The sequence below is a fragment of the Roseobacter cerasinus genome (assembly GCF_009811755.1).
Taxonomy (GTDB): domain Bacteria; phylum Pseudomonadota; class Alphaproteobacteria; order Rhodobacterales; family Rhodobacteraceae; genus Roseobacter; species Roseobacter cerasinus.
Genome location: NZ_BLIV01000004.1, coordinates 35,918 through 55,325 on the forward strand (window position 1 = coordinate 35,918; position 19,408 = coordinate 55,325).

General features: G+C 63.3%; 21 protein-coding genes. 14 read left to right on the forward strand and 7 right to left on the reverse strand.

The window, feature by feature from the left end; translation table 11 throughout:
• Positions 1–4: 4 nt before the first annotated feature.
• Positions 5–907 carry a LysR family transcriptional regulator gene (locus So717_RS11150; RefSeq protein ID WP_174239037.1) on the forward strand — a complete coding sequence of 301 codons (903 nt, stop codon included), beginning with the start codon at positions 5–7 and terminating at the stop codon, positions 905–907.
• A 105-nt stretch (positions 908–1,012) separates the two neighbouring features.
• Here the strand turns inward: So717_RS11150 and So717_RS11155 are convergent, their stop codons facing one another.
• The 3 genes from So717_RS11155 to So717_RS11165 form a co-directional block, all read right to left on the reverse strand.
• The gene (locus So717_RS11155; protein WP_159977262.1) at positions 1,013–1,552 is read right to left on the reverse strand and encodes a peroxidase family protein; all 540 of its coding nucleotides are present in this window, start codon (positions 1,550–1,552) and stop codon (positions 1,013–1,015) included.
• Positions 1,549–2,532, reverse strand: coding sequence for a peroxidase family protein (locus tag So717_RS11160; protein WP_159977264.1), 984 nt, complete (start codon positions 2,530–2,532; stop codon positions 1,549–1,551). Before So717_RS11160 ends, So717_RS11155 begins: the two co-directional genes overlap by 4 nt.
• Positions 2,533–2,620: 88 nt before the next feature.
• Positions 2,621–3,364 carry an aspartate/glutamate racemase family protein gene (locus tag So717_RS11165; RefSeq protein WP_159977266.1) on the reverse strand — a complete coding sequence of 248 codons (744 nt, stop codon included), beginning with the start codon at positions 3,362–3,364 and terminating at the stop codon, positions 2,621–2,623.
• Positions 3,365–3,518: 154 nt separating this feature from the next.
• Here So717_RS11165 and So717_RS11170 point away from each other — a divergent pair, with 154 nt between their 5' ends.
• The 7 genes from So717_RS11170 to So717_RS11200 all read left to right on the forward strand — a co-directional run bounded on the left by So717_RS11170 (position 3,519) and on the right by So717_RS11200 (position 10,128).
• Complete coding sequence (locus tag So717_RS11170) at positions 3,519–4,766, forward strand: NAD(P)/FAD-dependent oxidoreductase (RefSeq protein ID WP_159977268.1); 1,248 nt, start codon at positions 3,519–3,521, stop codon at positions 4,764–4,766.
• Positions 4,767–4,855: 89 nt separating this feature from the next.
• On the forward strand, positions 4,856–5,062 hold the full coding sequence (locus tag So717_RS11175) for a hypothetical protein (RefSeq protein ID WP_159977270.1): 207 nt from the start codon (positions 4,856–4,858) through the stop codon (positions 5,060–5,062).
• Positions 5,056–5,526 carry a transporter substrate-binding domain-containing protein gene (locus So717_RS11180; protein WP_159977272.1) on the forward strand — a complete coding sequence of 157 codons (471 nt, stop codon included), beginning with the start codon at positions 5,056–5,058 and terminating at the stop codon, positions 5,524–5,526. The genes So717_RS11175 and So717_RS11180 overlap by 7 nt, the downstream gene beginning before the upstream one ends.
• A 75-nt stretch (positions 5,527–5,601) precedes the next feature.
• Positions 5,602–6,126 carry an SRPBCC family protein gene (locus tag So717_RS11185; protein ID WP_159977274.1) on the forward strand — a complete coding sequence of 175 codons (525 nt, stop codon included), beginning with the start codon at positions 5,602–5,604 and terminating at the stop codon, positions 6,124–6,126.
• A gap of 25 nt (positions 6,127–6,151) precedes the next feature.
• The gene (locus So717_RS11190; protein ID WP_159977276.1) at positions 6,152–6,637 is read left to right on the forward strand and encodes a (2Fe-2S)-binding protein; all 486 of its coding nucleotides are present in this window, start codon (positions 6,152–6,154) and stop codon (positions 6,635–6,637) included.
• 155 nt (positions 6,638–6,792) lie between these two features.
• Positions 6,793–9,165, forward strand: a complete 2,373-nt coding sequence (locus So717_RS11195; protein ID WP_159977278.1) for a xanthine dehydrogenase family protein molybdopterin-binding subunit — start codon at positions 6,793–6,795, stop codon at positions 9,163–9,165.
• 174 nt (positions 9,166–9,339) lie between these two features.
• Entirely contained in the window at positions 9,340–10,128 is a 789-nt protein-coding gene (locus So717_RS11200) for an FAD binding domain-containing protein (RefSeq protein WP_159977280.1), read from the forward strand.
• Between the two features lie 87 nt (positions 10,129–10,215).
• Here the strand turns inward: So717_RS11200 and So717_RS11205 are convergent, their stop codons facing one another.
• Both So717_RS11205 and So717_RS11210 read right to left on the reverse strand, forming a co-directional pair.
• Positions 10,216–10,719, reverse strand: a complete 504-nt coding sequence (locus tag So717_RS11205; RefSeq protein ID WP_159977282.1) for an FAD:protein FMN transferase — start codon at positions 10,717–10,719, stop codon at positions 10,216–10,218.
• Positions 10,720–10,816: 97 nt separating this feature from the next.
• A complete protein-coding gene (locus So717_RS11210) occupies positions 10,817–11,293 on the reverse strand; it encodes a hypothetical protein (protein ID WP_159977284.1) in 477 nt (158 codons plus the stop codon).
• Between the two features lie 230 nt (positions 11,294–11,523).
• Here So717_RS11210 and So717_RS11215 point away from each other — a divergent pair, with 230 nt between their 5' ends.
• Both So717_RS11215 and cls read left to right on the forward strand, forming a co-directional pair.
• Complete coding sequence (locus So717_RS11215) at positions 11,524–12,288, forward strand: endonuclease/exonuclease/phosphatase family protein (protein WP_306439504.1); 765 nt, start codon at positions 11,524–11,526, stop codon at positions 12,286–12,288.
• Positions 12,285–13,715, forward strand: a complete 1,431-nt coding sequence (gene cls, locus So717_RS11220) for a cardiolipin synthase (protein WP_159977286.1) — start codon at positions 12,285–12,287, stop codon at positions 13,713–13,715. Before So717_RS11215 ends, cls begins: the two co-directional genes overlap by 4 nt.
• A gap of 2 nt (positions 13,716–13,717) precedes the next feature.
• On the opposite strand, the gene So717_RS11225 is transcribed toward cls, so the two are convergent.
• Complete coding sequence (locus So717_RS11225; RefSeq protein ID WP_159977288.1) at positions 13,718–14,614, reverse strand: DMT family transporter; 897 nt, start codon at positions 14,612–14,614, stop codon at positions 13,718–13,720.
• Between the two features lie 96 nt (positions 14,615–14,710).
• On the opposite strand from So717_RS11225, the gene So717_RS11230 reads away from it, so the two are divergent.
• Positions 14,711–15,622, forward strand: coding sequence for a LysR family transcriptional regulator (locus So717_RS11230; protein WP_159977290.1), 912 nt, complete (start codon positions 14,711–14,713; stop codon positions 15,620–15,622).
• A 7-nt stretch (positions 15,623–15,629) separates the two neighbouring features.
• On the opposite strand, the gene So717_RS11235 is transcribed toward So717_RS11230, so the two are convergent.
• Positions 15,630–16,871 carry a hypothetical protein gene (locus tag So717_RS11235; protein ID WP_159977292.1) on the reverse strand — a complete coding sequence of 414 codons (1,242 nt, stop codon included), beginning with the start codon at positions 16,869–16,871 and terminating at the stop codon, positions 15,630–15,632.
• Between the two features lie 319 nt (positions 16,872–17,190).
• Between So717_RS11235 and So717_RS11240 the strand changes: the two genes are divergently transcribed.
• The 3 genes from So717_RS11240 (at position 17,191) to So717_RS11250 (ending at position 19,408) form a co-directional block, all read left to right on the forward strand.
• Entirely contained in the window at positions 17,191–17,787 is a 597-nt protein-coding gene (locus tag So717_RS11240; protein ID WP_159977294.1) for a uracil-DNA glycosylase family protein, read from the forward strand.
• A 144-nt stretch (positions 17,788–17,931) separates the two neighbouring features.
• Positions 17,932–18,726, forward strand: a complete 795-nt coding sequence (locus So717_RS11245; protein WP_159977296.1) for an SseB family protein — start codon at positions 17,932–17,934, stop codon at positions 18,724–18,726.
• Positions 18,727–18,883: 157 nt separating this feature from the next.
• Positions 18,884–19,408, forward strand: coding sequence for a YHS domain-containing (seleno)protein (locus So717_RS11250; protein WP_159977298.1), 525 nt, complete (start codon positions 18,884–18,886; stop codon positions 19,406–19,408).

Consider the following 19,408-nt stretch of genomic DNA (forward strand, 5'->3'; position numbering starts at 1 on the left):
ATGCATGGATTGGCGGTCAATGAAGTTCGATTGGAACCGGGCGCGGGCGTTTCTTGTCACTGCGGAAGAAGGCTCGCTATCCGCTGCCGCACGCGCTCTGTGCATGACGCAACCGACGCTGGGGCGTCAGGTGGCTGCGTTGGAAGAGGAGCTCGGCGTGCTGCTCTTTGACCGGATCGGGCGCGGGCTGACCCTGACGGCAAACGGGCTTGAACTGGTCGAACATGTGCGTGCGATGGGTGAGGCGGCAAGCCAGGTGTCCATGACCGCGTCGGGGCAGTCCACCTCTGTGGAAGGCACGGTGCGGATCACCGCGACCGAGGTGGCCTCGGCCTTTGTCTTGCCGGCGATGATTGGCCGTTTGCGTACGCAGCATCCGGGCATTGAGATTGAGGTTGTAGCGACCAATCTGCTGCGCGATTTGCGGCGGCGCGAGGCGGATATCGCAATTCGCACGGTGCGCCCGACGGATCCTCAACTGATTGCGCGGAAACTGCCAGCCGAGGTGGCCCGGCTTTATGCCAGTAGGGCTTTTGTCGAGGCAAGCGGTCCTTTTGAGCGCACTGAGGATTTGGCACGGGCGCAATTCATTGGCTTTGAAGAGAATATGCGGTTCATCGAATTTCTGAACGGCATGGACCTGCGCCTGACTGAACGCCAATTTGGCGTGCGCACTGCTGTTCATCTTGTGCATTGGGAGATGGTGCGGCAAGGGCTTGGCATTGGCGTTATGCTGTCGCGTGTCGCGGAGGCAGATCCGGAGATAGTCTGCGCGGCACCCTGGTTGGCCCCCTTCGAATTTGAGGTCTGGTTAGTTGCGCATCGTGAGGTGAACTCAAGCCGCCGGGTGCGGCTTGTGTTCGACTGGCTCGTTCGGGAGTTCGATGCGCTGCCTCCTGCGGTCTGACAATCATGCACAACGGTTGTGTTTGGCGTGGCCCGCGGGGCGGGGCGACCGCCATGGCGGTCGCCCCGCCCCGCGGGCCATACTCCCGGATCTAACCGGGTTGCGTCATACCAACGAAACCGAGTTTTCCGGCGCCGCAACATTGCGCAGCACCAGATCAAGCATAGACCCGCAGGTGGCGATCTGCGCCCAGCCATATCTAGAAAATGTGGGATGCTCGGCTTCTGAATCCTGCGGTGGTTTGAACACATGTTCTGACAGAAGCGGAATGGTCAGCGCTTGAGAGAATGCATCCAGCGCCACAAAGGAAAGGATGGTGCGCGGCAGTGGCGCGTTCTTCACCCGATCTTCGCAGAAGAGGCCCACAAAGAAATCGACCTTGGTCACATCACCATATGTATCCCGAATAAGGCTCGCCACCTCACGGTCTGATGAGATGTCCGCCATACCCTCAATCGGCATCCGTTGGAGATACTTCAGGTAGTCGGTGAAGGACCGAAGCTGGCAGCTTCTCCCCTGCTCGACCGAGGCTTCCTCTCCATGCATAAGAAACTGAGTGGTATTGCGCGGGCCCGGCTCACCCGTGGCCTGGGCGCTCATATCCTCGAACGCCTGCGCCAGCCCGCCATCACGCAGCGGCTTCATGTCCATGGAATGGCGGGGTTTGTCTTGTGCGTGGTCGCGCCCCAGCGGATCTCATCCGGGATCAGCGCGTGCCACCGGTAGAGCAGGCTGAACTCGGTGGTGATCCAGTTCGGCCGGTTCCACTTGGCACCCCAGGCCGCCTTTGGGTCCGCCTTGAGCCGGTAGTGCGTCGGCGCGATGTGGTTGATGTAGTCTTCCACTACCATCTTGATGAACTGCACAATAACGATGTTACGCGCGGTTTCGAACACCCGGTCATCGTCCCAGTCTGCGTACCGCGTTCCCAATTCAGAAGCGAGGCGATTGTGCTCGCGCAGCAGCAGCGTGTCGATCATAGCTGTCCGCGGGACGGAACTGGCCCGGTCACTGCCAAAGGCAAAGAGCCGCCCGCGTTTGGCACGCACCCTCTCGGCCACCTCTGGTTTGTCGTCTGCAGTCGCCTCGGCGATGGCCTGGTCCAGGTTTCCAAGTCCCAGCGGATCGTCCAGAATTCCTTTGAAATCCTTGTGGATGTCGTCCCCGTCGAACAGAAAGGGCCCGAATGCGCCATCCCCCAACAACTGCGACTTGAGCGTGCCGCGGTCTTCGGAGGCGGGGTCCTTGATCCGCAAGGCCCGCGTTTGCGCGTCTGTGCGCCCGTAGAGTGGGCAAAGATCGATGTTGTGGTTTGAGGTGTCTTTCTTGAGGCGGTCCTGCACCTTTTCATCTGTCCGGGTGCGGATGAAGCCATCGGTCAGATACTGCGCGAAAGACGGGAACAGGCAGGTCGACTTCGGGCACATGCGTTGAAAGAGCGGGCTGATCTTTTCCCACGCGGGCAGGCTGCTATGGTCAAGGGGCGAGATGCCCAGGTGCCTTGTGCTCCATTCCGTGTCGGTCAGGCTGGCCCAGGACTGGTCGAGCACCGGGGCGGACCACACCCCCGTAGTGATACTGGCGGGGGCGAGGATCCACCAACCCAGCCGCTCGCCTTGCCACATCTTGCAGATGCAAAAGAGCGCGGTCGGAAAGGCGGGAACCAGACTTAACCTTGTGCTGTTCTCGGACCGGTCACGGCATAACCTGCGCTCAGACGGTGCGTGGATCGTCCAGATCAACCGGGAACCGCCGGGGCGACAACGCGCTCTGAAACCAGCTGACAAGCGTATAGATCGAGTAGACAGGCCGCCCGGTGGCGCGCCGGATATCGGCGGCATAGGGCACCATATTGGTGCATTCGAGGACGATGGCCGCCACATCAGGGTGGGTCTGGGTCAGCTCCCGGGCGCTATCCAGCACGTCGAGGCGGCAGGCGTCGATGTCCAACTCGGTCTGATCCGCCAGGAATGTCTGTGAAAAACAGCGCCGTCCCTCGGTGCCGACGATAGGCACCTCGCTGGCCACCCCAGCGGCCTCCAAATGCTCTGGCGTCAGGCGCGCTTTCGATACGGTCAGCACGCCCACCTTTTTGCCACGCGGCAGGGTATGGGCAATCATAGGGATCTGCATCAGCGCGGAACTGGCCACCGGCACGCCAAGGCTTTCTGCCAGATCGTTCTGCAACAGCGACAGGAATCCGCAGTTGGTGACGATGCCGTCGCATCCCATCCGCACCAGCGCCTGACCTTCGGCGACGAAGGCGTCGCGCAAGGCAGTGGGGTCGTTCAGGACGACCCGATCGGGCGTCGCACCTGACACAACGCGGTAGTGGACGGGAAACGGCCAGGTGGTGGCGTTGCCCACGTCTCCAGGGATGCGGGGGAACTGCGTTTCAAGCATTAGAATGCCCACAGTCGCCCCATAGACGGTCTTGCCGCCGGATAGCACACTCATTGTCCAGTCTCCCCACGTGAGGTTGCGGATGCGCTTAGCACGCGCAACGCGACAGCCCCAACGCAATTCGAGGGCGCCGAAGTTGCTGGCAAGAAAACACGTTGACGGCAGGGGTGCCGACGGCAATCTGGGGCAAAAGTATTGGAGGCGGCGCGTGGCACAACGGGTCATCATCATCGGCGCGGGCATTGTGGGGGTGTCCGCCGGAATCTGGCTGCGGCGCTACGGCGTGGATGTGACGCTGGTGGATCGTGCGGCACCGGGACAGGGCACCTCTTATGGCAACGCAGGCGTTCTGGCGGCATGTTCGATGGTGCCGGTGACCGCGCCCGGGCTGATCTCCAAGGCGCCGGGGTTTCTGGCCAACCCGGACTTCCCGCTCTTCCTGCGGTGGGCCTACTTGCCCAAGCTTGCGCCCTGGCTGATGCGGTATCTGCGTCATGCCAATGACGCAGATACCCGCCGCATCGCGGTCGGGCTGACGCCCATCGTCGCCGATGCGGTGGAGCAGCACAAATCCCTGACCGACGGGACAGCGGCCGCTGCGTGGGTACAGGACAGCGACTATCACTTTGCCTATCGCAGCCGTGTCGACTTTGACGCGGACGCCTACACTTGGGCGCTGCGTCGTGAGGCCGGGTTTGTGCCGCAGCTTCGCGAAGGGGCTGAGGTGCAGGCGGTGGAGCCCAATCTGTCATCTGCTATTGGCTGTCTGGCGACCGTGAAGGATCACGGTTTCATCCGTGATCCGGGTGGCTATGTGGCCGCCTTGGCCAAGGTGTTTGCCCAGCTGGGTGGCCAGATCAGAACGGCTGAGGTGGTTGATGTGGACCTGCAGGGCGGGCGCATCACCGGTCTGATCACCACCCAAGGCGTGATGCCATGTGACACTGCTGTTCTGGCGTCCGGCGTCTGGTCCGCACCGTTGATGAAGAAGCTGGGCGCCACCGTGCCAATGGAAAGCGAGCGCGGCTACCATATTGTTTTCGAGGATGCAGAGAATGCCGCTATCGCCCCTACCATGGTGGCCAGCGGGAAATTTGTGGCTACGCCGATGGCGGCGGGGCTGCGCTGCGCCGGGGTGGTGGAGTTTGGCGGGCTCAAGGCGGGGCCGTCAAAGGCGCCCTTTACGCTGTTGCGCCGTCAGGTGCGCGAGGCGTTTCCGGCGCTGACCCACGGGCGGGAAGTGGAGTGGATGGGGCACCGCCCGGCCCCTGCTGACAGTCTCCCGCTGATTGGAGAGATCGGCCAGACTGGCGTATTGAGCGCTTTTGGACATCACCACATCGGCTTGACCGGTGGCCCAAAGACAGGGCGGTTGGTGGCCGGTATCATCGCCGGGCGCGATCCGAACATGGATATGCGGCCCTACAGTCCGAACCGGTTTGGCGCGCGCAAATAGCCCTGAACAGAGTGGCTACGATCTGTCCGCAACGCGCCTGTCACTCCACAGCATGCCCCGCATGCGCCGCGAGGGGGGCGCACCACGGGGTGGTAGATGTCGAGATTGCGCGGCTCATTGCCGACTGCGTCGGGGGTGAGGCGCGGTTCAACTTCGTCGCGGCGGGCGAAAATCCGGATGCGGATTTGCGCACCAATCTGTGGCGCGCCGCGCTGATTGGCAGGCGGATCGCCAATGTGATGATGCGGGTGCCTTGCGAATCGGCCTTTGTCTGTCGGGTTGAGCGGCGGTGTTGACCGGGCAGTATCAGTTCAAGACAATTGCGATTGCCTGTCGCGAGGAAGCCTGCTCGGAGGACAAACCGGTGACCGCCTATTTCCGCTTTGACACTGTAGCGATGGAAAATGAGTCCATTGCGGATTTCTACCCCTCGGGGCCTGCGGGCGGGCCGTTGAGTGCGAATATTCGCCGTTACCGGGATATGGAGGCCGCGTTGAGCGCACTGGCGGCTGGCGAGGTCAAGGCCGCAATGGCCCCCGTGCTCAGTTGGGGCATGGGCTGGTTGAGGGCTTTGGCCTGTACCATCCGCCGTCACCCAGCTTTGCGGTGCGCATCCGGCCCCTTGGGGGTCGAGATCAATTTTCGCCATCGCCCGTTTTCCTGTGATTTGGATGACGCTCTCCGCGTTGCGCTTGACGACGGGGGCATTGCACAGATTTACTCGAACCATGGCCTGAGCTTTCTGCCACCAGAGCGCTGACGACCTATCCATTGGTCTAATACCGCTGTTCGGGCCCAGCACGTAACGTCGACCCAACCTCAGGAGGGGATCATCATGGAAATGTCTGGATCAATCAGGATCGAGGCTGATCGGGAAACCGTTTGGGCTGCCCTCCTGAGCGCAGATGTCCTCAAGGACTGCGTCCCCGGGTGTCAGGAGATGGCCGGATCACCCGACGAGGGCTTTGCTGCAACCGTTGTGCAAAAGGTGGGGCCGGTGAAGGCCACTTTCAAAGGTGAAGTCCAATTGGAAGACCGTGTCGAACATGAGAGCCTGCGGCTTGTCGGAGACGGCAAGGGCGGGGCTGCCGGTTTTGCAAAGGGCAGCGCGAAGGTGACTTTGAGTGATGCGGATGGCGGGACACAGCTCGACTATGAGGTTGATGCCAAGGTGGGCGGCAAACTCGCCCAACTGGGCAGCCGGATCATCGATGGCTTTGCGCGCAAGATGGCAGATCAGTTTTTCGAGCGGTTTCGGGCGGCTGTGGAAGGCCCGGGTGAGGGCGCGGAGGACGATACAGTTGCCGAGGATGGTGACGCGCCCAAGAAGGGGTGGTTCAGGTCCATGGTGTCGGGTTAGGCGGGTTCAATCCAGGGAGGTATGAATGACCAAGATTGAAATGAATGTGAACGGGCGGGCTGCGTCCGGCGAAGTGGAAGGTCGAACGCTGCTGTCGTCCTTCTTGCGTGATGAATTGAGACTGACCGGGACGCATGTGGGGTGCGACACCAGCCAATGCGGCGCCTGTGTGGTGCATGTGAATGGTGAAGCGGTGAAGTCCTGCACGATGCTGGCGGTCGAGGCTGCGGGGTCGGAGGTGACAACCGTGGAGGGCATGGCCAATGCCGATGGCTCGCTGAGCGTGATCCAGCAGGCGTTTCAGGATCACCACGGGCTGCAGTGCGGGTTTTGTACGCCGGGGATGGTGATGTCGGCAGCGGCGTTGTTGAAGGAGAACCCCAAGCCTTCCGAGGCAGAGGTGCGGGATTATCTGGAGGGCAATATCTGTCGCTGCACCGGGTATCATAACATCGTCAAAGCGATCATGGCGGCATCCGGCCAAGATGTGGCCCCAGTCGCCGCCGAATAGCAAGACCGCGTGCCGGGGAAGGGTGGCCTGAAAGCCCACCCAACCTGTCAGTTGCGCGCAGGGTCAAAACGCACGGACGTCGGCTTTTGGGGCGACCCACGTGCAACCAACAGGTACGGTGGGCTTCAGGCCACCGTTTGACAGGGAGGAAGGATATGCCGAAAGACGGAGGCATTGGCGCCAGTTCCAAGCGGCGCGAGGACGTGAGGTTCCTGACCGGGGCCGGGAATTACACCGATGACATCAATATCCACGGCCAGGCGCATGTGTTTTTCCTGCGCTCGGACATTGCCCATGGCACCATCACCGGGATCGACACAAGTGCGGCCCAAGGGATGCCCGGCGTCGTAAAGATCTTTACCGGGGCGGATTTCGAGGCCGTGGGCGGCATGCCCTGCGGCTGGCAGGTGACCGACAAGCATGGGGCACCGATGCAGGAGCCGCGCCACCCGATCCTGGCGCATGGCAAGGTGCGGCATGTGGGCGAGCCCATTGCCGCGGTCGTGGCCGACACGCTGGAGCAGGCGCGGGATGCGGCGGAGGCCATTTCCGTTGAGATCGACGAACTGCCTGCAGTGGTCGACATGAAGGCGGCTGTGGCCAGCGATAACGTAAAGGTGCACGACGATCTGACCTCCAACCTCTGCTATGACTGGGGGTTCGTGGAAGAGAACAAGGCGGCCACGGATGAGGCCTTTAAAAAGGCCGCGCATGTGACCACGCTGGAGCTGGTGAATAACCGGCTGGTGGCCAACCCGATGGAGCCGCGCGTGGCGGTGGGCGACTATGCCCGGGGCACGGACGAGTCGACGCTCTACACCACCTCGCAGAACCCGCATGTGATCCGCCTGCTGATGGGCGCTTTCGTGCTGGGCATTCCTGAGCACAAGCTGCGGGTTGTGGCGCCTGATGTGGGCGGCGGTTTTGGCACCAAGATCTTCCACTATCAGGAGGAGGCCTTCTGCACCTTTGCCGCCAAGGCCTGCAACCGCGCGGTCAAGTGGACGTCGAGCCGCTCGGAGGCCTTCATGTCCGACGCCCATGGCCGCGACCATGTGACGAAGATCGAGCTGGCGTTGGATGCGGAGAACAACTTCACTGCCGTGCGCACCGAGACTTACGCGAATATGGGGGCCTATCTGAGCACCTTCGCGCCGTCGATCCCGACCTGGCTGCACGGCACGCTGATGGCGGGGAACTACAAGACGCCGCTGATTTATGTGAACGTGAAGGCGGTCTTCACCAACACCGTGCCCGTCGATGCCTATCGCGGGGCCGGGCGGCCGGAGGCCACGTTCCAGCTGGAGCGGGTGATCGACAAGGCGGCGCGCGAATTGGGCGTCGACCCGGTGGAACTGCGGCGGCAGAACTTTATCACCGAGTTCCCTTACGCGACGCCGGTGGCCGTGGAGTACGACACGGGCGATTATCACGCCACCATGGACAAGGTGCTGGAGCTGTCCGACCGCGCTGGCTTTGCCGCGCGTCGGGCTGCGAGCGAGGCCAAGGGTAAACTGCGTGGCTTTGGCATCAACTGCTTCATTGAGGCCTGCGGTATCGCGCCGTCGAACCTGGTGGGTCAGCTAGGCGCGCGTGCGGGGCTCTATGAGAGTGCGACCGTGCGGGTCAATGCCACGGGCGGTCTGGTGGTGATGACCGGCAGCCACTCCCACGGGCAGGGGCATGAGACGGCCTTCCCGCAGGTGATCGCGGATATGATCGGCATCGATGAGAGCATGATCGAGGTGGTGCATGGCGACACGGCCAACACGCCGATGGGCATGGGCACCTATGGCTCGCGCTCGATCGCCGTGGGGGGCTCTGCCATGGTGCGGGCGACCGAGAAGATCATTGCAAAGGCCAAGAAGATCGCGTCGCACCTGCTGGAAGCCTCCGAGAGTGACATTGAGCTCAAGGACGGGGCGTTCAGTGTCGCGGGCACGGATAAGTCTGTGGCCTGGGGGGATGTGACCCTCGCGGCTTACGTGCCGCACAATTATCCGCTGGAGGACATCGAACCGGGGCTGGAGGAGACGGCGTTTTATGATCCCAGCAACTTCACCTATCCGGCGGGGGCTTACACCTGCGAGGTGGAGGTGGACCCGGCGACGGGGGAGGTGAGCATCGAGCGTTTTGCCTCGGCCGATGACTTCGGCAATGTGGTCAACCCGATGATCGTGGAAGGCCAGGTGCATGGCGGGATTGCGCAAGGCATTGGTCAGGCGCTGTTGGAGAACTGTTCTTACGATGAGAACGGCCAGCTGCTGACGGCGAGCTATATGGACTACACCATGCCGCGCGCCGACAACCTGCCGCAGATGGATCATTATGTGGTCGATCACTCCTGCCAGACGCCGTGTACGCACAACCCGCTCGGGGTGAAGGGCTGTGGTGAGGCCGGGGCCATCGGCTCGCCGCCGACGGTGATCAATGCGATCATTGATGCGCTGCAATCGGGTGGGCATCGTGTGGATCACATCGACATGCCGGCGACCCCGGCGCGTGTCTGGGCGGCGATGCATGGGTGAGGCTTGGTCCGCATATGCGGCGATCTGTCCGGGGGACAGATCGAAGGCCGAACGGGCGGCGCCCCGGTAAGTCGAGTGGGGATGCGAGGGGCCAGCCCCTCGCGCTCCCCGGGATATTTGAGGCCAGAAGAAACAGCGAAAGCTGTCTGACTGGCCGATGGAAAGGACAACGAGATGTATAACTTCGATGTAGAGACCCCTGGCACGGTGGCCGATGCGGTCGCCGCCATAGGGCGGGATGAGGCGCAGGCGCTGGGCGGTGGGCAGACGCTGATCCCGACGCTGAAGCAGCGGTTGGCGAGCCCGTCTGTGCTGGTGAGCCTGAGCGGGATTGCCGAGATGAAGGGGGTCTGTATGGGCGATGACGGGCGGCTGTGCATTGGCGGGGCGACGACCCATGCGACGGTTGCGCGGGAGGCGGCGCAGTATCCCGCCCTCGCGGCGATGGCGAGCCACATTGGCGATCCGGCGGTGCGCAACCGGGGCACAATTGGCGGGTCGCTGGCCAACAATGACCCCTCGGCCTGTTATCCGGCGGGGGTGCTGGGCTCGGGTGCGACGGTGGTGACCAATACCCGTGAGATTGCGTCGGATGAGTATTTCCAGGGCATGTTTGATACGGCGCTGGAGGAGGGTGAGATCATCACCGAGGTGCGCTTTCCGATCCCGGAGGCGGCAAACTATCAGAAGTTCGTGCAGCCTGCCTCGCGCTTTGCGCTGGTCGGTGTCTTTGTGGCGAAGTTTTCGGGTGGCGTGCGCGTGGCGGTGACCGGGGCCTCGGAAGAGGGTGTCTTCCGCTGGTCAGAGGCGGAGGCGGCGCTGTCGTCTGATTTCTCCACCGGAGCGATTGACGGGCTGTCGCTCTCGGGCGAGGGCATGATTTCCGACCTGCATGGCACCGGGGCCTACCGGGCGCATCTGGTGGGGGTCATGACCAAGCGGGCGGTCGACGCCGCCGCCTGAGCCGGGCCGATCGACGGGTGTGACGCCGTCCTCCGGGGCGGCGTTCTGCGTGTCAGAGGGTGGTGAGATCGCCGTTTGGCGCGACGGCTACGATGCGCCGGACGCCCGGCAGGATGCGGGCCTGCTCCAGCAGGGGCCGGGGCGCGAGGCAGAGCGCATCGGCCTCCGTTGCGAGGTCGGCGAGGACCGAGACGGCGGATCAGCGCGGTGGGCGGCCATCCGGCGCGAAGATATGCGGCTGGCCGCTGACCTGGGGGCTGCGGGGCTGGAGGTGGCGACCGCGCCGTCCTGCAGCGTCAGATGGCCGAAGGGCCCCTGGGTGGGGTCACTGAGGCCGAGCCTGCGCGCGGGCCCAAAGGCGGCGTGCTCGCCTGGGTTCACGTGGAGGTCGCCGAAGCCTCTGGCCCGCAGGGCGTCGCTGACCAGATCGGTGGCGTAGCCCTGGGTGATGCCGTTGAAGCTGAGTTGTTGGCCGGGGGCGAGGGCGATTGCGTCGGAGCCGAAGGCGACGCGCGTCCGGCCGACCCGGGCGTGGGCGGGCGCCCCCAGAGCGCCGCAGCTGATCGTGAGGAAGCGGCGACGGGAGATCATTCGACGGCCAACCGCCGGTCGGCCCGCAGGATCAGCCCGACACCGAAATCCACGGCGTCATGCAACGCCTTGGGGGCGTTGTTGTTCAATTCGATGATCAGGTCGGCATCCCGCAGTGCGATGGGAAAACCGTCCTGTTCCGCGCTCGGCCCGTCAGCCGCAGTGTTGCGCACGAAGCTTTCGGAGACCAGCCCGCGGCGGCAAGGATGCTTTCATACGCGATACGCAGGCTGGCCGTGCCCCTGGTCACCCAGTCCAGATAGGCCAGCACAGAGTTGTCGTCGCCCGCACCATAGGGTGAGCCGACCACCAGGCTGTTGGAGATCGAATGGCCACGATACTGCTTGAAAAGGTCGAAAATGAGCTCATCCGGCCGACCCGAGGTGAAGATCGGCGCGTTGTGGTTTAACAGTTGCCCTTCGAGAAAGCGCCCGTCGAGGTCCGGCACCACAAGCGCATTGATCGGCGCGCCAGAGGATCCGGGCAGCGGCGCCATCGGCTCGGCCTCGAAAACATTGCCCGCATGGGCATCGCCGGAGTTCAGCGGCTCATAGACACGCTGATCATTGATCACTTCGCTCAGCGAAACTGGTGGTGCAATCAGCGGGGTGAGTCCCTCGCGCGGCGACGGCTCCGCATAAGCAGAAGCCGATCCAAGGACCGCAAGGGTTCAGATCAGAAACGCGCGCATCAAGATCATGCGACATCATTGCATAGGAAGGGGGCGGGTCACGAAACGAGACTTTGGTCGCGTTGCGCGATCATCGCGTGCAGCCCTTGCCAAAGCGTGCGCGCGACACGAGATTGAACGTCGGTGCGCTAAGATCAGGGACAAGCTATGGGTATGGCAGGCAGAATGAGACGGATCGGGACGGGGCCTGCGTGATCCGCATTGCCAGCTATAACATCCGCAAGGCTGTGGGGCTCGATTGGCGGCGCGACCCGGACCGGATTGCAGATGTGCTGGCTGAGATAGATGCCGATATGGTGGTGCTGCAAGAGGCAGACAAGCGCACCGGCCCGCGCGAGGGTGTGCTGCCGCTGGAGCGCTTGGAGCGCGAGCAGGGCTACGTGCTGGCTGACGTCTCGGCGCGCCCGCTGAGCCATGGCTGGCACGGCAATGCGATCCTGATGCGCGCGGGGTTTTCCGTGCAGGAGACCAGCCGCATCGACATCCCCTCGCTGGAGCCGCGCGGTGCGGTCGCTGTCCGCATAGGCGCGCCGGATCTGGAGGTTGTGGGCGTGCATCTGGGGCTGACCCGCGCGATCCGCCGCAAGCAGATGACCGCGCTGCAGACTTATCTTAATGGCTGCGACCATCCTGTGATCATCGCGGGGGACTTCAATGAATGGAACGGTGACAAGATGGCGTTCGACGACGCGGCGCAGGTCATCTCGCCCGGGCCGAGCTTTCATGCCGCCCGCCCGGTGACCGCGCTGGACCGGTTTGTGCTGGCGGGGGCTTTGCGGCCTGTGACGGCGCATGTGCACCGATCCGATCTGGCGCGCCGTGCCTCTGATCACCTTCCGATTGTGATGGAGGTCGACCTCCCCGGGGGCCTGCCATGATCTTCCTGATCGCCGGGCATGTCGTGATCGTCGTCGGGTTCACCATGCGGATTCTGCTGCGCCACGATCTGTCGCCGCCGTCCCGCATGGCCTGGTTTGTGGTGCTGAACCTGCTGCCGATCATCGGCAGTGCGCTCTACTTTCTCTTTGGTGAGATCGATCTGGGGCACCGCGCCAACAAGCGCCACCAACAGGCCTTTGACGCGTTGCGCGCCAAGACGGCGGAAGCGTTGGGCAAGCCGGAGGCGGCGGAGAGGCTGATCAATCCGCTCTACCGCCCGGCGTTTCACTACGCTGCTTCGATAAACGGGTTCGAGACGGTGCCTGGCAACGGCGCCGAACTGATGCAGGATGCGGAGGCCAGCACGGCGGCCATTCTGCGCGACATTGATCAGGCGACCGAGCGGGTGAGCGTCCTCGCCTACATCTGGCTGACGGACAAGACCGGCACAGCCATCGCCGAGGCCCTGATGCGCGCAGCGCAGCGCGGCGTTGTCTGCCGTGCGCTGGCGGATGGTCTGGGCTCACGCAGGGTGGTCAGCTCCGCACTGTGGCGACGTATGGAAGAGGCGGGGGTGCGTCTTGCGGTGACACTGCCACTGAAGAAACCGGTGCGCACGGTGCTGACCAGCCGCCTCGATCTGCGCAATCACCGCAAGATCACTGTGATCGACGGGCACATCACCTATTGCGGAAGTCAGAATGCCGCTGACCCCGAATTCCGGATCAAGGCGCGCTATGCGCCCTGGGTTGATGTCATGCTCCGCTTTGAAGGGCCGGTTGTGGCGCAGAACGAGGTGCTGTTTTTCAGTGACTGGCTGCAGGCGACCAATGAGGCTTTCGAGGGTCTGGCACCGCTGCCTACGCCGCTGCAGGGCGGGTTCCCCGCGCAGGTGATGGGTGACGGCCCGACCGAACGGCGCGGCGCCACGCCACAGCTTTTCGCGACGCTGATGGCCAGCGCGCAGAACGAGCTCTATCTGACCACACCGTATTTCGTTCCCGATGCCACCGTTCTGGAGGCGCTCTGCGCGGCTGCGCACCGGGGGGTCGCTGTGAACCTGATCTTCCCAAAGAAAAACGACAGCTGGGTCGTGGCCGCTGCGAGCCGGAGCTACTATCGCAGGCTGTTGGCGGCGGGGTGCCGCATTCACGAATTCCGCGACGGTCTGCTGCATGCCAAGACGCTGACCATCGACAGCCGGGTCAGTATGGTCGGCTCGTCCAACGTCGACCAGCGCAGTTTTGACCTCAATTATGAAAACAACATCCTGCTGCAGGATCAGGCGGTGACCTGCGCCATCCGCGCGCGGCAGGAAAGCTATATGGCGCAGTCTGACAGGATCGACCTGGCCGAGGTGCAATCCTGGTCCCGGCGCGCGCGGGTCTGGCATAATATCATCGCCACAATTGGCCCGGTTCTGTGACCTCAGACCGCTGCGCGTGCGCGAGGTGAGAGAGTGAGCACGCCCGAGCCGATAATCGCCGCGATGCCGATCAGGGCGATGATATCCGGCGCTTCGCTGAAGAAGAGGCTGCCCCAGAGCAGGCTGAAGATCAGATAGCTGTAGTCAAAGACGGCAATCGTCGCAGGGGGCCCGTTCTGATAGGCGAAGGCGGCGCCGACGCTGCCGATCAGGATCAGCGCGCCCAGGGCGGCCATGGTCATCAGAAGCTGAGCATTGATGGGTTGCCAGGGACCAAGGGCAAAGGATGGCTCTGGGCTGGAGAGCAGGCCAAGGCCCGCACCACCGAGGATAAAGGCAACGTTGAGTGCGAAGGCCAGCACAAGCGGGCTGTCGTCTCGGCATTTCGAGGCCGTAAGCACCATGGCGCAGGCATAGAGACACGCGGCCAGCACTGGCAACACTGTGCCCAGCTGAAAGCCCGATGTGTCGGGGCGGATGATCAGCACCACACCCAGAAACCCGGTCACAATGGCCAGTTGCGCCACCGGCGCGGGCCATCGCCGCGTTGCAACCGCCGAGAGGGCCAGAATGAACAGCGGGCTGGTGTAAAAAGCCGCAGCGGCGAGTGACAGCGGCATCAGCGGCAGCGATAGGTAGTAGCAGACCCACATCACCACCAGCAGAGCACTCCGCAGGACCACCCAGCCCGGCGCGTGCAGCCGGATCACCCCTTCGCGGCGGGCCAGAACAAACAGGACCGGCAGGGCAAAGGCCGACCGCATTATATACATCTGCCAAAGGGGAACGGTCGTGCCGGTCCATTTGACCAGCGCATCGCCAAGTGAGAGCGCGAGGACCGCCGCGACAATCGCGAAGATCGCAGGGCCGGTGCGTAACTTTTGCGTGTGGGATGACATACGGCGCCATGAAATTGAGTTCGTTGCGTCGCCAGATAGTCATGTATATCCTGGCGTGAAAAATGATATTTCGCTCTCTTTGCATGAGTACAGGTTATGGAAAATACAATCCGTGGACTGCCCCCGCTGTCACGCCTGCGCCCGTTCGAAGCCGCCGCCCGGCTGGAGAGCTTTTCGAAAGCAGCGGTGGAACTGGGCATGACCCAGACCGCCGTCAGCAAGCAGATCGCCCAGTTGGAGCAGGATCTGGGCACAACGCTTTTCGAGCGGCGAAACCGTGCGGTCTTTCTCACCGATGCAGGGCGCAGGTTGGGTCGCGTGGTCAGTACGGCGCTGTCGGATATCGCGTCTGAGGTCAGCTTCCTGCGCGGCACGCGTGAGGCGGGCGAGCTTGTCCTGCACTGTCAGCTTTGTGAGGCGTTTTACTGGCTGATGCCACGTCTGTCCGGCTTCCATGCCCGCTATCCTGACACGGAACTGCGCATCGTCAGCTCGGAACGGCCGATCACCGAAGCTGCAGATGTCTTTGATGTGGCGCTGCAGACCTCCGGTCGCCCATCTGGCACGCACCGCTTGATGTTCACCGGGTCTGACGAGATTTTCCCGGTTTGCGCGCCACATCTGGTGCCGCCGGAGCGTCTTCCGCTTCAGGCGGAGCATCTGGCGGAGCTGCCGCTGCTGTCGCATCGGGTGCTGCCGCAAGACTGGATGGATTGGCCGGGCTGGTTTGAGGCGGTGGGCACCTCTGTGCCGGCACGGCTGACCTCAAGACCGTTCGACAGCTACCCTCTGGCCTTGCAGGCGGCTGTCTCCGGGCAGGGCGTGGCCTTGGGATGGCGGCGAACGACCGAGGGCTTGATCGCGCAAGGCGCTTTGATCCGGCCCTGTTCGCAGCGTGTTTTGCGGCCCGCTGATCTGTCGATCTTCAAATCAGCAGGTCGGCAGGTGCACAAGGATGCCGAGAAACTGCTCAGCTGGCTTGCCGAAGAACTTGCTGATGCGGCGTGAGGATCGCTCAGGGGTCGTTTCGGAAACTATCCCGCAGGCGCGCGAAAAAGCCGGTGGGCTTTGGCGCTTCCGGTGCAGCTTTGGGGCGCCCGGAGACCCAGACTTCGATGCGTTGGGTATTGCCATTGCCTTGGGTGAAGTCGCGGGCTTCCACACCAAGCTTTTCCGCGACCGCCTGGGCAAGTGAGGCCGTTTCGGGGCTGTAGTAGCGCAAATGCGTCTTTGAAACGCGAAACCCCTCGCGACCGATACCCGCGAGGATCACGCCGGAGCCTTCCAACTGCGCCACCTGCGCGTTCAGCTTGGACTGTGTCAGCCCATCAGGCGCATGCAGGAAAAACTCCGCCCCCAAGGGTGCCGGCCCCGCTTGGCTGACAAAGGTCGCGTCTTTATCCTGCGGTTGCGCCAGTGCCTGCGGTGCTGCGGACCCGGCGACCCAAAGCCTGCCCGAAGATGGAAAAAGATCTGGAGGGCGCGCCCCAGGCACAGTCGCAGCGATCAGACGTGCTGCCTCGTCCAGTGCACCCAGAACCTCTGGCGCGGCTGCCACTGCGGGGGCCGCGTCCTGTTCTGCGACAGTGTCTCGCAGCGGCTGAGCGGGCGGGCGCAGCACGGCGGGTCTGGCATAAGCCTGTGAGGCTGGTTCAATTGCCGGGAGTGGATCAGCGACCATGGGGTGCGCTTCAACCGGATAAAGCGCAGGTGTCCAGTAAGAGGCATCTGCCATCTCAACCCCCTCCGAAACTGGCGCTGGTGGGGCGAGAGCGGGCGTGGCGGATGTGTTGGTGAGCGGCTGGACAAGGCTGGTGATTGCGGTGTCAGGCGTGGGGGCTGTTTGCGTGGGGGCAGGCGCGACCGTGGTCTCGATGGTGGGGCTGGTTCTCGCGCCAAACAGAAAGCCAAGTCCAATCACAGCGCCGAAGGCAAGGCCTGCCGCAGCGGAGAATACCAGCGTCACGGGCGGCGCGGCGTTTGTGATCCGCAACGGAAGGCCGGGCGATGCTTGTGACGACCCGCCTGCGGTGCGGTCTGGAGGCATGTCATCTTGTGGTTTCGGCCATGGCCCGATCAGCGGCGCGGGGGTCTTCTCCGCAGTGTTGGTGCGTTGGCGCGAAAGCGCTTGTTCCCGCTTGGCTCTGGCCTCTCGCAGTCGTGTTTCCCAATCTGGTGGTGGGACTGGCGATCCGGCTGTGACGCCTCGGGAGACGCCCGCAGGCGCCTTAGCCTCGCCCGGCGAAATTTTGGACATGTTTGAGATCCCCCTCGAAGAGACGCAGTTCAGGAAAAACTTGTCAAAAACCTGCACCCGTCCCGCTTGGGGAAACCACGAACCCTCCACACCCAAGGCCTTCTGATATCACGACAAATGCGACCTGTGGTGACCAGATTGCTACAGTCAGGCGCGAAAGCGGTCGTGCCTTTGCCGTTTCGGCAAAGATCCGCCCATGACCAGGATCAGGGTATCCGGAGGGGTGATGCGTCACAAATCTGCGATGCGGCTTGTGTTTCGGCGGCAGTGCGGGTCTGCTGCCGACCTGGCGAGATTTGAGTGCGCGGTTGGGGGGAGGATGTCACAGTCTTTGCAGACATTGGTGTCGGACATGGCGGCGTGCACGATATGCAAGGGGCTGCCGCTGGGGCCGCGCCCGATCTTCCAACTGGACGCCGAGGCGCGGTTGCTGATTGTCGGGCAAGCTCCCGGGCGTATCACGCATCACAAGGCCCGCCCCTTTGATGACCCGTCCGGCGAACGGCTGCGCAACTGGCTGGGCGTGGATCGTACAACATTTTTTGGCGATCCCCGGATTGGCATCTTTCCCATGGGGCTGTGCTTTCCCGGGTCCGGCAAGGGCGGCGATGCGCCGCCACGGCCAGAATGTGCAGCGACCTGGCGGGCGCCGGTGATCGCGGCCCTGCCGCAGGTGGAGCTGACGTTGGTGCTTGGCCGCTACGCGATTGAATGGCATCGGCCAGACCTGAAGGGTAAGCCCGTGACGCAAGCCGTGGCGGCCTGTGCGCGCGGAGAGGATGGCGTCTTTGTCCTGCCGCATCCCAGCCCCCGGAACAATCGCTGGCTGCGTCAGAACGATTGGTTCGAAGCTGAGGTTGTGCCGCGCATTCGGGCGCGCGTGGCCGAACTGCTGGACCACACACCGCCGGTTTGAGCCAGAGAGGCGTCACGGTCGGATTTCCGGATGGTCTTGGGGTGTCGGCGGACCTATATCACGCGACATGCAGATTTCTTGCCACCCCCCCTCCGTCCGCGCCTCTGAACAGGCATGTCGCCCGCCCACCAAGGGGAATCTGTGATGGGCGAGACCACAGCGCTCGACACAGCCCATGCGGCGATGCAGCAGGCGCCGGAGGATGATGCCGCGCGGCTGCGCTTTTACGACCAGCTGGCGCAAAGCGAGCTGTTCCTGATGCTGGCTGATGAGGCAGGTGAGGATGATCAGATCACGCCCGAAATTTTCGCGATCGGCGACGACCAATATGTGCTGGTGTTCGACCGCGAGGCGCGGCTGGCGGAGTTTGCGGGGCAGGTGGTGCCTTACGTCGCGCTTTCGGGCCGCAGCATCGCGGCCATGTTAGCGGAGCAGGGCATCGGGCTGGCTGTGAATTTGGACGTGGCTCCCTCTTCCATCCTGCTGCCAGAGGCGGCGGTGCGCTGGCTGAACGACACGCTGGACCATGCGCCGGACGAGGTGGAGTTGGCCATCGCCGAAGTGCATGCACCCGCAGGGTTGCCCGAAGCGCTGCTCACCGCGCTGGACGGCAAGCTTGCCACCGCCATGGGGCTCGCACAAAGTGCCTATCTGGTCGGCGTGACCCATGCCTCAGGCACGCGCGGGCATATGCTGGGGTTCGTCGGTGCGGTGCCCGAGGCGCAGGATGCGCTGACCCAAGCCGCCTCCGAGGCGCTGACGTTTTCGGGCATCGCGGCGGGCGCCATGGACGTGGGCTTCTTTCGCGTCAGCGATGCGATTGTGCCGCGCCTGCACAAGGTTGGCCTGCGGTTTGACCTGCCGCAGTTGCAGGACCCCACGGTGCAGGCGGTCACCATGCCCGGGGCTGACCCGGACAAACCGCCGCGCCTGCGGTGAGCCGACCTTCACGTGGCGTTCACGTAAAACGCGATCGTTTTCACAAGGATGAGAGGGGCTGACACAAGGGGTGCACAGCGCGCGGATTGCTCTCTACATCTGTGCGGGAGTTCAAACCCCTCCAAAGAAACCTTCTTGAAGATTAGGAGTTGTCTACATGAATCGCTTCCCTCTGAAACTCGCAGGCATCGCCGTTGCCCTGACCATGGCCAGCTCGGCCTTTGCCGGTGATCAGTATCTGGATCCGACAGGCTATGCCGTTTCAGGCTTTGATGTCGTGGCGTATTTCGATCTGGAGCAGAACCCGGTTGGCACCGCGCAGCCCGAAGCGGTCCCGGGTGACAAGGACATCACCTCGACCTACAATGGTGCGAAGTTTGCGTTCTCGACCGAAGCGAACAAGGCGAAGTTCGATGCCAACCCTGAAAAATACGCGCCGCAGTACGATGGTCACTGCGCCTATGGTGTCGCCAAGGGTGGCAAGGTGCCCGGCAACCCGCATCTGTGGCGGATCGTTGACGACAAACTCTATCTCAACATCACCAAGAATGTGGTGGGCTTCTGGGAAGAGGACATCTCCGGGAATATCGAACTGGCGCAGGGCAACTGGGTCGGGATCGAGGCGGATCCTGCCTCCGACAGGGCGATCCCCCAGTTTGAGAGCCCCGCTCCGGTCAACTGA